This window comes from Thiohalospira halophila DSM 15071 (genome assembly GCF_900112605.1).
GTDB lineage: Bacteria > Pseudomonadota > Gammaproteobacteria > Thiohalospirales > Thiohalospiraceae > Thiohalospira > Thiohalospira halophila.
This window is the reverse complement of sequence record NZ_FOMJ01000006.1, coordinates 173,488-185,683: the sequence shown is the minus strand read 5'-3', so window position 1 is coordinate 185,683 and position 12,196 is coordinate 173,488. Positions and strand designations below refer to the sequence as shown.

Below are 12,196 nucleotides of genomic sequence, written 5' to 3'. Positions count from 1 at the left end.
GGACCCCGGGAGGAGAAGGACCATGCAGACCTATCTGGCGCTGCTCCGGGAGGCCCTGGAGCACGGCACGCCCAAGGGAGACCGAACCGGCACGGGGACCTATTCCCTCTTCGGCCGGCAGATGCGCTTCGACCTTGCCGAGGGCTTCCCGGTGGTCACCACCAAGAAGCTCCACCTGCGATCGGTGATCCACGAGCTGCTCTGGTTCCTGCGCGGGGATACCAACCTCGCCTATCTCCACGAGAACAAGGTCACCATCTGGGACGAATGGGCCGGCCCCGACGGCGACCTGGGCCCCATCTACGGCGCCCAGTGGCGCTCCTGGCCGACCCCCTACGGCGAGACCATCGACCAGATGGCCGAGGTGGTGGAGGCCATCCGGACCAACCCCGACTCCCGGCGGCTCATCGTCACCGCCTGGAATCCGGGCCAGATCGACGAGATGGCCCTGCCGCCCTGCCACCTGCTCTTCCAGTTCTACGTCGCCAACGGCCGGCTCTCCTGCCAGCTCTACCAGCGTAGCGGCGACCTCTTTCTGGGCGTGCCCTTCAACATCGCCAGCTACGCCCTGCTTACTCACATGGTGGCGCAGGTCACCGGCCTGGAGCCGGGGGAGTTCGTCCACACCCTGGGGGATGCCCACCTCTACCGGAACCACGAGGAGCAGGCGCGGACCCAGCTGGCGCGGGAGCCTCTGCCGCTGCCGACCCTGCGCCTCAATCCCGCGGTCGACGACCTCTTCGCCTTCGATTTCGAGGACATCCAGCTCGAGGGCTATGAGAGCCACCCGGCCATCAAGGCGCCGGTGGCGGTCTAGCCGGGGTGGTGGCCCCTGAGGGGGGTCCGTGCTAGCGTGAAAAACCTGTGACCGGGGGGAGGGATTCCCCTGTTCGGACACTTCTGGAGACCGGCGGATGAACCCGACAACCCTGCTCGGCATGCTCGGCGGCGTGGCGCTGCTCGTTGCCGCGATCTACACCACCGCCGAGGATGTCACTGCGTTCGTGAATGTGCCGGGGCTGTTCATCGTCCTCGGCGGGACCCTGGCGGCTACGCTCATCAGCTACCCCTTCAAGGAGGTAGTCCGGGTCTTCCACGTGGTTCTCATCGTCCTGCGCAACGAGCGGCTCTACACCCAGGACGACCTGGAGGAGATCATCGAGGTCTCCCGGCTCTGGTTCGGTGGGGACATCCTCGCCACCGAGGAGGAGATGGAGACCATCAAGAATCCCTTCCTCCGGACCGGCATCCAGCTCCTGGTGGACCGCGTGCCGCTGGAAGATGTCCAGGAGCTCATGGAGTGGCGGCTCCAGCGGCTCAAGGCGCGGGAGGGGGCCGAGGCCCAGCTCTTCCGCAGCATGGCCTCCTACGCCCCGGCCTTCGGCATGCTCGGCACCCTCATTGGCCTGGTGAACATGCTCAAGGGCATGAGCGGCGGTGATATCGCCTACATCGGCCAGGGCATGGCGGTGGCGCTGCTGACCACCTTCTACGGCATCCTCCTGGCCAATCTCTTCTTCAAGCCCATCGCGGTGAAGTTCGAGCGCCGTACCGAACAGCGGGTTATGCTCATGCACCTGGTCATGGAGGGCATCGGCCTTATCGGCCAGCAGCGTAGCCCCGCCTTCGTGAAGGCCTACCTGGAGAACTTCATCGCCCACTACGAGGACGAGCTGCGCCAGTCGGATGTCGAAGAGGCCCTGGAGACCGCCCGAGAAGAGGCCGCTCGCGAATCGGAGCGGCAGGAGGGGCGCTAGATGGCCGAATCCGGCGGCAGCCTCGGGGACATGGTCGGCGGCGACGAGGGTGGCGGCCAGCGGCCCCAGGATCATTCCGGGGGCCATTCGGGTGGGCAGCAGCCGCCCCAGGGCCGCGGCGGGAACGGTCGCCGCAAGCTCCGCTCGGCCCAGGGCGGCATGGAGCCGGCCAACAGCAACACCGATGACGACCAGGCCTGGATGCAGACCTACCTGGACGTCATCACCCTCATGCTCACCCTCTTCGTCATGCTCCTGGCCTACGCCAACTTCGACCAGGCCGGTTTCGGCGAGGTGGCGGAATCCCTGGAGGGGGCGGTGAGCCGGCCCCAGATCGTCCCGCAACCCATCGGGGAGACGGTGGGCGACAAGCCCGGCGCCATCGTGGGCGACCAGCGGCCGGTGGATGGCCGCGAGGCAGATGAGAGCCCGACTGAGCGCACCCGGGAGTTCCTGCAGGAGATGCGCGAGTCCGGCATGCTGGAGCGGGTGGAGGTCGCCTTCAACGAGGGGCGGATCACCCTGCGCCTGGACGACAAGCTGCTGTTCGATACCGGTGGCTCGCGCCTCAACCCGGGGGGGAATGACCTCATCGGCGACCTGGTCCCCATCCTGGAGGCCACTGGCCGCTCCATCTCGGTGGAGGGCCATACCGACAACCGGCCCATCCGCAGCGACCGCTACAACTCCAACTGGGACCTCTCGGCGGCCCGCGCGGTGGAGGTGGTCAACTTCCTGGAGGGGCAGGGGATCCCGCGGGAGCAGATGCGGGCGGTGGGCTACGCCGATACCCGCCCCATCGCCGACAATGACACCGCCGAGGGCCGGGCCCGCAATCGTCGCGTGGCTATCGTCCTGCAGACCGAGCGGCTGGACGCCGCCGAGGAGGAGGGGAGCACCACGGTGGAAGAGCTCGAACACGGCGAGATGCCGGAGGGGCTCGGGGGGAGCAGCCAGTGACTGCATCCATCGCCCTCATCTGGGCCATGGCGGACAATGATGTCATCGGCGCCGGCAATGACATGCCGTGGCATCAGCCCGCCGACCTGCGCTGGTTCCGGGAGTGGACCGAGGGGCGGCCGGTCATCGTCGGCCGGCGGACCCTGGACTCCTTCGGCGGCCGGCCGCTGCCCCGCCGGACCAATATCGTCATCACCCGGGACCCGGCCGGCCTGCCCGAGGCCGTGGTCCCGGTCACCGGTCCCGACGCGGCCCTGGCGGCCGTGCCGACGGATACCGACTGGGCCATGGTCATCGGCGGGGCGCAGGTCTACGCCGAGTTCCTGCCCCGGGCGGATCGCCTCATCGTTACCCGGATCCATGCCCGGCTGGAGGGAGATACGCACTTCCCCGAGGTGGACTGGACGCAGTGGCAACGGGTGGAAGCCCGGGAGTACCCGGCGGACGCCGAGAATCCCCATCCCATGACCTTCGAGGTCTACGACCCGGCCGGATAGGCGCGACCCTCCCCGTTCAATCGGAGATCCCCGTCATTCCGGGCGGCGCGTAGCGCCGACCCGGAACCCCGAGAACAGGCCTTCGGAGGTGTTTCGGGACCGGGTGGCGGGGTTATCGAGGTTCCCGCCTGCGCGGGAACGACGGTGTTCATGGACCATTCCCGTCGTTCCGGATGGCGCGTCAGCGCCAGTCCGGAACCCCGAGAACGGGCCCGTGGAGGTGGTTCAGGGCCACGGTGGGACTATCCTGTCGTTCCGGGCGGGCTCAGTCGCGGCGGAAGACCAGGTTGAAGTGGACCGGGACCGCCCGGCTGATGGTGTCCAGCCCGGCGACCTCGCGCAGCGCCTTCAGGGACTCGGTGAGCCCGAAGTCGGCGGCGTTGATGACCACCGGCGCGGCGCTGGTGGCCACCAGCGTGTCCTCGTCCAGGCGCAGCAGCCGCACCGGCATCTCCAGCTCCTGGCTGTCACCCTGGAGGGTGAGTTCGCCGGAGACCCGCGCCCGGGTCATGTCACCGGGGAAGAGGTTCTTCACCAGGGTCGCCTCGAACTCGGCGGTGAGCTCGGCGGTGGGGAAGTTGTCCACCTTGAAGAACATATCGCGCATGCGCTCGTCGCGGATATCCACGCCGGTGTCGACGCTGGCCAGGTCGATGGTCACCTCGGCCCGGCCCTCCTCCAGGCTGCCGGAGAGCTGTTCGAACTCGTTCACCTCCCCGGTGTGGCCGGCCTTGATGGAGATGTAGTTGAGGTCCGAAGCCTCGTTGTCCAGCGTCCACTCGGCGGCTGCGGGCGCCGAGAGGGCGATGCCGAGGGCGAGGGCGAAGAGTCGTTTCATGGCGGGTCTCCTTGCAGGCAGTTTGTATTCGCAAGATAGCACAGGGCCCGGGTCTGCCCCCAGGTTTCCCCGGGGCGTCAGACGGTCCCCGGCGTCACGGCGCCGGGGCAGTCCACCTGGAAGACCCGGGGTTCCTCCCCGTCCAGGCGCAGGGCGGTGAGGCGGCCGCCCCAGAGGCAGCCGGTGTCCAGGCCGAAGGTGTCCCGGGTGAGGTGCAGCCCCAGGGTGGACCAGTGGCCGAAGACGACGCGCTGCCCCCGGCTGGCGCGCTCGGGGTGGTCGAACCAGGGGTGGCAGCCGCTGGGCTGGCTCCCCGGCGCCCCTTTGGCGGCGAGGGCCGGTCGGCCGTCGTCGCGCACGTAGCGCAGCCGGGTCAGGGCGTTGACGATGTAGCGCAGCCGCGGCCATCCCTCCAGCGCCTCGTCCCAGCGGTCGGGCTGGTCGCCGTACATGACGTGCAGGAAGGGGTCCGGATCGGGGCCGCCCAGGACCGCCTCGGCCTCCCGCGCCAGGCGGGCGGCGGTGCCGGTATCCCAGATGGGGGGCAGCCCGGCGTGGACCAGGCTGAAGCCCAGTTCCGGGTCCTGGTGGAAGAGGGGGCGGCGCCGCAGCCACTCCAGCAGGACCTCGCGATCCGGCGCTTCCAGGATGGGGCGCAGGGTATCGCCGCGTTTCTCCCGGCCGGCGCCCCGGGCCACCGCCAGCAGGTGGAGGTCGTGGTTGCCCAGCACTACCGTGGCCACCGCGTCGAGTTCGTGGACCCGGCGCAGGGCATCCAGGGAGCCGGGGCCGCGGTTGACCAGGTCGCCGGCGAACCAGAGCCGGTCGGTTGCCGGGTCGAAGGCGATGTGTTCCAGCAGCCGGTCCAGCTCCTCGGCGCAGCCCTGGATGTCTCCGATGGCGTAGACGGCCATGCGTCCTCCTCGCGCTACAGGCTCAGTGGGCCTCGTCCGGATGGCGGCGCAGGGTGATCTGGCGGAACCAGCCCCCGGCCAGGGCCGGGTCGTCGGCCTCCACCCCCAGTTCCGGTCGCTCCGCCAGCAGCTCCTCGAGGACCACGTCGGTGCGGGTGGCCAGCCGCCCCAGGAGGGGGCTCGCCAGCCGCCGCAGGGGGGCCCGCTGACCCGGTTGCAGGAACTTGTCGAAGATCAGGATCCGGCCGCCGGGCCGGGTTACCCGGCTCATCTCCGCCAGTGCGGCGGCCGGCCGCGGCACCACCGCCAGGATGAGGTGGGCCACCACGGCATCGAAACCGGCCTCGGCATAGGGCAGGGCCTGGACGTCGGCGCAGTCCAGGGCGACCGCCCGCTGGCCCGTGGCCCGGGCGAGCATGGCCGGGGTGATGTCGCAGCCGCGGTAGCGGGGGCCGGCGGGCAGATGGGGCAGGTCCAGGCCGGTTCCCACGCCGGCCAGCAGGACGTCATCGGCCGGCTCCGCCTGCAGCCGTTCCAGGCTCCGTCGCCGCACCGGCGCCGTGGCCCGGCGCAGGACGGGGTCGTAGAGGGGCGCCCAGAGGCGATAGGCGGCGGCCAGGGACACTAGTGGAGCTTCCCGGGCACCTGGAGGCTGAAGGGGGCGATGGAGGCGTTAAAGCGGTGGCCGTCGTCGGCGACCATGCCGTAAGTCCCGTGCATGCTCCCCACGGCGGTGCGCAGCACCGTGCCCGAGGTGTACTGGTAGCTCTGCCCCGGCTCCAGGCGGGGCTGCTCGCCCACCACGCCCTCGCCCTGGACCTCCTGGGTCTGGCCGTCGGCGTCGGTGATGATCCAGTGGCGATCCAGGAGCTGGGCCGCCTCGCTACCCTCGTTGTGGATGGTGACGGTGTAGGCGAAGACATGCCGCCCCTCGTCCGGCTCGGACTGCTCCGGGATGAAGCGGCTCTCCACGTCCACGCGGATCTGGTAGCGCGGGTCTTCCTGCTCTTGGGTCATGGTCTGCGATTCTCGCGATTTCGTTGGAATGGGTATTAGGTACGCAGCCGCCATGTTGGGGCGCCCGACTCGTCGATCAACCCGTGCTCGGTAAGCCATTGCGCCGCATCCTCGGCATCCCCGGCGTACCACGCCGAGGTGGAGCCCAGCCGGAAGGAGTACCCCCAGGCGTCCATGTCGGCCATGATCCGGTCGGACCCGACCTCGGGGAGCTTGTCGGCCAGCCGGATCTCCAGGTAGCAGACGCCGCACTCCTCCAGGGCGGTGCCGCCGGCGTCGGTATGCAGGCCGGCGCGCCGGTCGCTGTCCATGCAGACCACGTGGGCGGTCTCGTGGAGCAGCGAATGGACCGGGGTGTCCGGCCGGGCATGGAGGGTGGTCCCGATCATGCCGGCCTCCGGCTCGCCCCAGAAGGTCCCGGGGATGGGCGCGCCCGCGGCCACCGGCGCCAGGGCCAGGCCGTAGCGGTCCAGCAGCGCCTCCAGGGGCGCCCAGCCGAGGTCGGCGCAGGTGAGGACGTCGGTCAACGGGGGTGTCTCTCCTGTTACAGCAGGTCCTTTATTCGACGTTTCGCTCCGTTCCGGGCGATGCCGGTCCGGTTCGCGGGGACGCCGTACATACATCCATGTAGGCTTTACGACAGCATCCCTGCTGTCGAAACCCCGCGAACCGGGACCGGCACCGCCCTTGCCGCGTCGAAAGACCGCGGCCTGGCGATACCTTCTCGCAGAGGGAACCATCCCGGAATCCGGGTCCCGCGAGTTATCCCGCAACGCTGGCATTGGCCAGCCGGGCGAAGGCGGCCAGGTCCAGGGTCTCGGCCCGGGCGCCGGGGTCGACCCCGGCGGCGCGGATGGCCTCCGCGTCCAGTTCGCCCTTGAGGGCGTTGGCCAGGGTCTTGCGCCGGGCGCCGAAGGCGCGGGTGACCACCGCCGCCAGGCGCGCCTCGTCGGCCACCGCCACCGGTGGCTCGGCGTGGGGGACCAGCCGGACCACCATGGACTCTACTTTCGGCGCCGGCCGGAAGGCCCCCGCCGGGACCCGGAAGAGCGGCGTCACGGCGCAGTGGTACTGCACCATTACCGAGAGCCGGCCGTACTGGCGGCTGCCGGGCTTCGCCCCCATGCGCTCCACCACCTCCCGTTGGAGCATGAAGTGCATGTCCCGAATGGCATTGCGGTAGCCCAGGAAGTGGAAGAGCAGGGGCGTGGAGACATTGTAGGGCAGGTTGCCCACCAGGCGCAGGGGCCTCTCCTCACCTCCCTCCTGCTCCGGGAGCAGTTCCCGCAGGTCCACGCGGGTGGCGTCCGCCTCCACTACGGTGAGCGCCTCGCCGAAGCGCTCCCGCAGATGGGCGGCCAGGTCGCGGTCGAGCTCCACGGCGGTCAGTCGGCCGGCGGCGGCGAGCAGCGGCCCCGTGAGCGCCCCCTCGCCGGGGCCGATCTCCACCAGGGTCTCGTCGGGCCCGGGTGCCACCGCATCCACGATGCGCTGGATGATGTGGGGGTCGTGGAGGAAGTTCTGGCCGAAGCGCTTGCGGGGTCGGTGGTCGCTCACGTGCGCGCCCCCAGCGCCAGGGCCTGGTGCACCGCCTCGCGCAGGCTGCCGGCGTCGGCCCGGCCGGTACCGGCGAGGTCCACGGCGGTGCCGTGGTCTACGGAGGTGCGGATCCAGGGCAGGCCCAGGGTGATGTTCACCGCCCGGCCGAAGCCGTGGAACTTGAGCACCGGCAGCCCCTGGTCGTGGTACATGGCCAGGACCGTATCGGCCCCCTCCAGGTGGTGGGGGGTGAAGACGGTGTCCGCCGGCAGCGGGCCGCGCAGGTCCATGTCCTCGGTGCGCAGGGCCTCCAGCACCGGGCCGATGGTCTCGATCTCCTCCCGCCCCAGGTGGCCGCCCTCGCCGGCGTGGGGGTTGAGGCCGCAGACCAGGATGCGCGGGTCATGGATACCGAAGCGCTCCACCAGGTCGCGGTGGAGGATGCGCAGGGTGGTTTCCAGCTCGTCCCGACGGATGGCGCCGGGGACCTCGGCCAGGGGCAGGTGGGTGGTGGCCAGGGCCACGCGCAGGTCGCCGACGGCCAGGCACATGACCACGCGCTCGACCCCGGCATGCTCGGCCAGGAATTCGGTGTGGCCGGTGAAGGGGATGCCGGCGGCGTTGATGACGCCCTTGTGGACCGGGCCGGTGACCAGGCCGTGGAAGCGGCCGTCGCGGCAGCCGTCGGCGGCGGTGGTCAGGGTCTCGAGGACGTAGCCGGCGGTGGCCGGATCCGGATGGCCGGGGCGGACCGGGGCCGGGCAGGTCACGGGCAGCACCTCCAGGACCGGGCCGCCGTGGGCGGACCGGGGTCGGTCCGGTGCCCACTCGGTAATGGTCACCGGCCAGCCCAGCAGGCGGGCGCGCTCGGCGAGCAGGTCAGGATCGGCCACCGCGACCAGGCGGGCGCCGGCGGGCGGGTCGGTGGCCAGCGCCAGGGCCAGGTCGGGGCCGATTCCCGCCGGTTCCCCGGGGGTCAGGGCGAGGGTGCGCTCGGTCATTCGCCCAGGCGGCGCTCGATGTAGGCCTCGGCGCGGAGCTGGCGCAGCCAGCGGTCGATGGTCTCCTCGCTCTTGCGCTGGCGGATGAGCTGGCGCGCCTCGTTGCGCCGGGACTCCAGCCCGGCGGCCTGGCGGCGGCGGTCCTCCACCCGGACGATGTGCCAGCCGAACTGGGTCTCGAAGGGCTGGCTGACCTGACCCGGATTCAGTCCGTCCATGACGTTCTCGAACTCGGAGACCAGGGCACCACTGCCCACCCAGCCCAGGTCGCCGCCGCGCTCGGCGGAGCCGGGATCCTCGGAGTGCTCGCGGGCGAGCTCGGCGAAGTCGGCGCCGTTCTCGATCTGGCGGCGCAGGCGCTGGAGGCGGCTACGGGCGTTGTCTCCCTGGAGGAGGATGTGGCGCGCCCGGGTCTGCTCCTCGGTCTCGCCGCCGGTGGTACGCCGCTCCTCCAGCTGGAGCAGGTGGAAGCCGCTGGGGGTACGTACCACCTCGCTGATCCCGCCGGCCTCCAGGCCCTGGAGGGACTCGGCGAGGGTCTCCGGCAGGCGGCCGCCGCGGCGCCAGCCCAGATCACCGCCCTCCAGGGCGTTCTGGCCATCGGACTCGCGGGTGGCCAGGCGGGCGAAATCGGCACCCTCGTCGACGAGCTGTTCCCGCAGGGAGGCGGCCTCCTCACGCGCCGCCTCCACCTCGTCGGGGCTGGCCGCCTCCGGGACCGCCACCAGGATGTGGCGCAGACGGTACTCCTCGTCCAGGGCGCCCCGGGCGCGGAGATTGTCGAGATGGTTCTCCACTTCCTCCTCGGTGACCTGGACCTGCTGCTGGACCTGGCGCTGCTGCAGGCGGGAGATGGTGATCTCGTCGCGGATGTCCTCGCGGAAGGCGGCGTAGTCGATACCGTCGCGCTCCAGGACGTTGCGGAACTGCTCCAGGCTCAGGTTGTTGCGGGAGGCGATGTCCTGCAGGGCGCGGTTGAGGGTGACGTCGTCCACCCGGATCCGGGTGCGTTCGGCCATCTGCAGCTGCAGCCGCTGGGTGATGAGCCGGTCCAGGACCTGCTTCTCCAGTGCCTCCTGCGAGGGGGGGCGGATGTTCCGCTGCTGGAGCTGCTGGCGGACGGTTCGCATCTCCCGTTCAAGCTCGCTGGCCAGGACCGCCTCGTCGTTGACCACGGCGACGATGCGCTCGAGGGTCTCGGCTGCCGCGGGAGCGGACAGGGCCAGGGCCATCAGAATGGCCAGCAGGGGGGCGAGGATCCGGTACATGGGGCCTCTATTGGTTGGGGTCGTCATCGTCTTGCTCGAAGCGTGGCTCATAGCCGTAGATACTATCATGCAGCATCTCGTCAACGCGGCTACCGATGGCCGACAGCCCCTTCAGCTCGAATTCCAGGAAGACGCCGCGATCTACCAGGTCGGCACGGGTCTCCCCGGGCTCCGGCTCGGCCTGCTCCTGGTAGCGCCGGCCCACCAGCCGGACTCCCCAGCAGCAGCTGTCGTAGCCGATGCCGAAGAGCACCTCGCGGTGGAACTGCTCGCGCAGGTCGTAGCGGTCGTGGAGGATGACGTGCCAGCGGTCGTTGAAGGCCCAGATGGCGGAGGCGCCGGTCTGGCGGAGCTGGTACTCGTCCACCGCCTCCTCGGCATCGAAGTCATTGATGCGGTCGCGGTAGTTGAGGCTCACCAGCCGGCGGGGGGCCGCCTTGTACTGGAGTCGCAGGGCGCGCTGGCGGGGGCGATCCTCCTCCGGGGCGTAGAGCACGGAGGCGGTGGTCCGCCAAGGGCCGGCGCCGCCGCGCAGCTCCATGGCGATATCGCTCTCGGTGGTGGTCCGCGGTTCGTTGCCCAGGGTGACCCGCCGGTCCGCCAGGTAGCGGATCTGGCCGGCGCTGGCGGCCAGGTACTCCTCACCACTGGCCCGGTCCAGGAAGCGGGTGGTCACCGCCGTGGTGACCCGGCGGGTATCGCCGATGCGGTCTGGGCCGGTGTAGCGGTTCGGCTGGAAGAGCTGGCCGAAGTTGAAGGTCTGCTCGCCGGTGTCGAAGGTCGGGATCGCATCCTGCTCCCGGTAGGGGATGTCGACGTAGTAGAGCCGCGGCTCCAGGGTCTGCAGCAGCGGCCGGCCCAGCTCGAAGGGGCGTTCCAGGAAGAGCCCGGTGTCCACCGTCCAGATGGGCAGGTTTCGCTCGAACTCCGTGGGTGCGGCGGGGTCGGCGGGGTCCTCGTCCAGGTCCCAGGCGGTATGGCGCAGGGCGACCTCCGGCCGGAAGAAGGTGGCGGTGGTCTCCAGGGGCCAGCCCAGGGTGAGGGTGTGGTCCTGGCGGCGGCCCACCGGGTCGGCCTCGTCGTTGCTGGCGAAGTCGACATACTCCCCCTCCAGCTGCCAGGTGGGCCGGTTGATGGCCCAGGGTCGCGGCGTCTCCCAGGTCACCTGGGGGCGGCGCTCGTAGGGGGTGGGCTGGTCCTCGTCGATGGGGCGGTAGCGCTCCAGGCGCGCGTTCACGTTCAGCCAATCGCTGGCCCAGCCGAGTTCGGCGGTCTGCTCGGTGTAGCGCGCGGAGGTGCTGGCAAAGCCCTTGCTGATGTCCTCGTGGTAGTCCTCGTCGCTGACGCCCTCGATATTGGCCCGGGTGGAGAAGCCGGCGCCGAGGGTCGAGCGGTGCTCCACGTTATAGCTGTAGCGGTCGTCGCCGTAGACCTGGTCGTTGGGCAGGTAGTTGCCCCGGATCTCCCCCTGGCTGTCCTCGGTGAGGTAGCGGAACTCGGCGCCGAGCATCTCCCCGCGGTCGTCGAAGAAGCGCGGGACCAGGGTGGCGTCGTAGTTGGGCGCCAGGTTGAGGTAGATGGGCAGCATGATGTCGTAGCTGCCGTCGTCGCTATCGATGTCGAAGGTCGGGCTGAGCAGCCCGGTGAGCCGGTCCTCGGTGATAGGGAAGGTCATCCAGGGGAGGTAGAAGAACGGCACCCCCACCGCCCGAAGCACCGTGTGGCGGGCGTAGCCGCGGCCGCTGTCGTGGTCCAGGGTGACCCGGGAGGCATCCAGCAGCCAGTCCTGGCGGCCGGGGTCGCAGGTGGTGTAGCGCACGTCCCACATCCGGGTGCGGCCGTCGGCCAACCGTCGGATGCGGCCGGCCCCACCCCGGGCGTGGGGCTCCGGCACGCGGAAGTCGGTGCCGGTGAATTCGCCGGTATCCAGCGCCGAGGACATCCGCGCCTCTTCACCCTCGATGACCAAGGTGTCGTCCCAGAACAGGAGGTTCCCCTCGGCCCGGGCGCGCTCGGTAGTGGCGTCGAGGGTGACCCGGTCGGCGGTGAGCTGGCGTTCGCCCCGGCGCAGGGCGACGTCCCCCTCCAGGGTGGAGACGCCGTCGCGCACCAGCTCCATGCGCCGGGCCCGCGCCGCCATGCCCCCGGCCGGGGGCGCCTCCAGGGCCGCCGGGGGGAAGGTCAGCGGCGTGCAGAGCCCGAAGCGCTCGCTGGCCAGGACCTCGGCGGTGGCCTCGTCGGCGAGGCCCAGGGTCAGGGCCAGGGCGAGGAGGGTGGAGATGCGGCTCGGCAAGGCGTGTGGGTCCCCGGGTTACGGACCTCCCGCGGACGATGGCGCGCGGCCTACCCTTCGCGGGGGTGCCTGGCGGGAGGGCGAGCGCGCTAAATTCGCATATGCCGGGCGG

General features: G+C 70.6%; 13 protein-coding genes. 4 read left to right on the top strand and 9 right to left on the bottom strand.

The genetic code is table 11. From position 1 onward, the window contains the following. Positions 1 to 22: 22 nt before the first annotated feature. From BM272_RS09755 to BM272_RS09740, 4 genes are all read left to right on the top strand, one after another. On the top strand, positions 23 to 817 hold the full coding sequence (locus tag BM272_RS09755; RefSeq protein WP_093428596.1) for a thymidylate synthase: 795 nt from the start codon (positions 23 to 25) through the stop codon (positions 815 to 817). A gap of 97 nt (positions 818 to 914) precedes the next feature. Beyond that, positions 915 to 1,757 (top strand): motility protein A, encoded by an 843-nt coding sequence (locus tag BM272_RS09750; RefSeq protein ID WP_093428595.1) that lies wholly within the window; start codon positions 915 to 917, stop codon positions 1,755 to 1,757. Next, positions 1,758 to 2,717, top strand: a complete 960-nt coding sequence (locus BM272_RS09745) for an OmpA/MotB family protein (RefSeq protein ID WP_093428594.1) — start codon at positions 1,758 to 1,760, stop codon at positions 2,715 to 2,717. Further along, positions 2,714 to 3,214 carry a dihydrofolate reductase gene (locus BM272_RS09740; protein WP_240308090.1) on the top strand — a complete coding sequence of 167 codons (501 nt, stop codon included), beginning with the start codon at positions 2,714 to 2,716 and terminating at the stop codon, positions 3,212 to 3,214. The genes BM272_RS09745 and BM272_RS09740 overlap by 4 nt, the downstream gene beginning before the upstream one ends. A gap of 265 nt (positions 3,215 to 3,479) precedes the next feature. Here BM272_RS09740 and BM272_RS09735 read toward each other — a convergent pair whose 3' ends face one another. The 9 genes from BM272_RS09735 to BM272_RS09695 form a co-directional block, all read right to left on the bottom strand. Then, positions 3,480 to 4,052, bottom strand: coding sequence for a YceI family protein (locus BM272_RS09735; RefSeq protein ID WP_093428593.1), 573 nt, complete (start codon positions 4,050 to 4,052; stop codon positions 3,480 to 3,482). A 77-nt stretch (positions 4,053 to 4,129) separates the two neighbouring features. Then, positions 4,130 to 4,966: a symmetrical bis(5'-nucleosyl)-tetraphosphatase gene (locus BM272_RS09730; RefSeq protein WP_093428592.1), complete on the bottom strand. Its 837-nt coding sequence runs from the start codon at positions 4,964 to 4,966 to the stop codon at positions 4,130 to 4,132. A 22-nt stretch (positions 4,967 to 4,988) separates the two neighbouring features. Beyond that, positions 4,989 to 5,591 carry a class I SAM-dependent methyltransferase gene (locus BM272_RS09725; RefSeq protein ID WP_093428591.1) on the bottom strand — a complete coding sequence of 201 codons (603 nt, stop codon included), beginning with the start codon at positions 5,589 to 5,591 and terminating at the stop codon, positions 4,989 to 4,991. Then, on the bottom strand, positions 5,591 to 5,983 hold the full coding sequence (gene apaG / locus BM272_RS09720) for a Co2+/Mg2+ efflux protein ApaG (RefSeq protein ID WP_093428590.1): 393 nt from the start codon (positions 5,981 to 5,983) through the stop codon (positions 5,591 to 5,593). The genes BM272_RS09725 and apaG overlap by 1 nt, the downstream gene beginning before the upstream one ends. Positions 5,984 to 6,018: 35 nt before the next feature. Further along, positions 6,019 to 6,510 carry a hypothetical protein gene (locus BM272_RS09715; RefSeq protein WP_093428589.1) on the bottom strand — a complete coding sequence of 164 codons (492 nt, stop codon included), beginning with the start codon at positions 6,508 to 6,510 and terminating at the stop codon, positions 6,019 to 6,021. Positions 6,511 to 6,745: 235 nt separating this feature from the next. Beyond that, complete coding sequence (gene rsmA, locus BM272_RS09710; protein ID WP_093428588.1) at positions 6,746 to 7,540, bottom strand: 16S rRNA (adenine(1518)-N(6)/adenine(1519)-N(6))-dimethyltransferase RsmA; 795 nt, start codon at positions 7,538 to 7,540, stop codon at positions 6,746 to 6,748. Further along, the gene (pdxA, locus tag BM272_RS09705) at positions 7,537 to 8,523 is read right to left on the bottom strand and encodes a 4-hydroxythreonine-4-phosphate dehydrogenase PdxA (RefSeq protein WP_093428587.1); all 987 of its coding nucleotides are present in this window, start codon (positions 8,521 to 8,523) and stop codon (positions 7,537 to 7,539) included. The genes rsmA and pdxA overlap by 4 nt, the downstream gene beginning before the upstream one ends. Continuing rightward, on the bottom strand, positions 8,520 to 9,755 hold the full coding sequence (locus BM272_RS09700) for a peptidylprolyl isomerase (RefSeq protein ID WP_317622792.1): 1,236 nt from the start codon (positions 9,753 to 9,755) through the stop codon (positions 8,520 to 8,522). Before BM272_RS09700 ends, pdxA begins: the two co-directional genes overlap by 4 nt. 43 nt (positions 9,756 to 9,798) lie before the next feature. Beyond that, positions 9,799 to 12,084, bottom strand: a complete 2,286-nt coding sequence (locus BM272_RS09695) for an LPS-assembly protein LptD (protein WP_093428585.1) — start codon at positions 12,082 to 12,084, stop codon at positions 9,799 to 9,801. Positions 12,085 to 12,196: the final 112 nt, after the last annotated feature.

What these genes read in the sequence shown, in the direction of transcription:
- apaG (WP_093428590.1), bottom strand. Translation starts at nt 5,983, where the DNA reads ATGACCCAAGAGCAGGAAGACCCGCGCTACCAGATCCGCGTGGACGTG.
- BM272_RS09750 (WP_093428595.1), top strand. Translation starts at nt 915, where the DNA reads ATGAACCCGACAACCCTGCTCGGCATGCTCGGCGGCGTGGCGCTGCTC.
- BM272_RS09745 (WP_093428594.1), top strand. Translation starts at nt 1,758, where the DNA reads ATGGCCGAATCCGGCGGCAGCCTCGGGGACATGGTCGGCGGCGACGAG.
- BM272_RS09730 (WP_093428592.1), bottom strand. Translation starts at nt 4,966, where the DNA reads ATGGCCGTCTACGCCATCGGAGACATCCAGGGCTGCGCCGAGGAGCTG.
- BM272_RS09735 (WP_093428593.1), bottom strand. Translation starts at nt 4,052, where the DNA reads ATGAAACGACTCTTCGCCCTCGCCCTCGGCATCGCCCTCTCGGCGCCC.
- pdxA (WP_093428587.1), bottom strand. Translation starts at nt 8,523, where the DNA reads ATGACCGAGCGCACCCTCGCCCTGACCCCCGGGGAACCGGCGGGAATC.
- BM272_RS09755 (WP_093428596.1), top strand. Translation starts at nt 23, where the DNA reads ATGCAGACCTATCTGGCGCTGCTCCGGGAGGCCCTGGAGCACGGCACG.
- BM272_RS09700 (WP_317622792.1), bottom strand. Translation starts at nt 9,755, where the DNA reads ATGGCCCTGGCCCTGTCCGCTCCCGCGGCAGCCGAGACCCTCGAGCGC.